The organism is Arthrobacter sp. H20 (genome assembly GCF_000520515.1).
In the GTDB taxonomy this organism is placed as follows: Bacteria; Actinomycetota; Actinomycetes; order Actinomycetales; family Micrococcaceae; genus Arthrobacter_D.
Genome location: NZ_KI914754.1, coordinates 8,526 through 9,827, shown reverse-complemented (window position 1 = coordinate 9,827; position 1,302 = coordinate 8,526). Strand labels below are relative to the sequence as shown.

1 protein-coding gene and 1 pseudogene are annotated in these 1,302 nt (G+C 64.5%); both read right to left on the bottom strand.

Annotation, left to right across the window (positions count from 1 at the left end; all coding sequences use genetic code 11):
- On the bottom strand, positions 1-459 hold a 459-nt coding region (locus Y703_RS20265), incomplete at its 3' end, for an IS110 family transposase (protein ID WP_216698913.1).
- Positions 460-1,100: 641 nt separating this feature from the next.
- Positions 1,101-1,302, bottom strand: a pseudogene (locus Y703_RS22755) (hypothetical protein); the annotation flags it as partial.

The following is a 1,302-nucleotide window of genomic DNA, read 5'->3' as shown; positions in this document are numbered from 1 at the left end:
TTGTGCCAGGACCTTTGGGTTCCGTTCCCCATTGATCAGCGCGGCCATCATCGCCCGGCCGGAGACGCCGAAAATGTCCGAGGCCACAACGGAGAGCTTGATGCAGGCATCCTCAAGGAGTTTCTCCACCCGGTTCCTCTCCGCGCCCCGGACCCCGACGAGATCGATCCGGTACCGGGTCAGATCCCGCAGCCGGCGGATCGGTGCCGGCGGGACGAAACTCGGCCGCAGTATCTGGCGTTCGGCGACCTTGCACAGCCAGACCGCGTCGATCACATCCGTTTTGGGTCGGCCGGGCAGGTGCTTCACGTCCCGGGCGTTGACTAACCATGGATCCAATCCGTGGGCCTCCAACAAGTAAAACACCGGTTTCCAGTAGTCACTGGTCGCCTCCATCACCACCCGATCGACTCCCAGATCCAGGAGGTGATGAGCCAGCTCGGTCAATGACCTGGTCATCGTCGAGTGCGTCGAGACTTCCTGCAACCGCTTCCGTGAACCCTTCCGGGCCGGGGACCCGGACACAACACGCTACTTCGGCCTTGCCGATATCCAGGGCCGCAACCCTTTCGATAATCTGTTCTTCATCTTGGGACTCAGCCAACATGGCCCTCGCCCGACCTTTCCCTAACCTCGTACCTGATATGGACAGGTGGCCGCCTGCGGGAATCACAACGGGGAAAACTGAATCTAGTCCTCGTGCTCAAACAACGCGCAACAATGAAGGGCCCACGGCGCGATCCCCAATGCCCGGCTAGACGACGGCCTCAACGAACCATAGGAACAACGGCATCGACAGGCGACCACAACACCATTTTCAGCCCGGAACGGGCGTCCCGCAAGGGACACTTTGGCTAGACGCGCGAGTCGGACGACGGCCCGGAATTCTCAGGGCCTTGTTCGGGAGTTGCCTCGGGGGTTGGCGCGTTCTCGGTCTGCGCCACCCGGACCCCGTACTGGGGCCGACCGTCCGGCAGGTCAGCGAACTGTCCGCGACGGGGGCCGGGATTCGCCCCCTCTTCGGGCGTCGCCGCGTGAGGAGCTACAGGCTCAGCAGTGGCAGAGGGCTGGGTGGGGCCAGCCGGTTCCGCGGCGTTTGGCTAGACGCGCGAGTCGGACGACGGCCCGGAATTCTCAGGGCCTTGTTCGGGAGTTGCCTCGGGGGTTGGCGCGTTCTCGGTCTGCGCCACCCGGACCCCGTACTGGGGCCGACCGTCCGGCAGGTCAGCGAACTGTCCGCGACGGGGGCCGGGATTCGCCCCCTCTTCGGGCGTCGCCGCGTGAGGAGCTACAGGCTCAGCA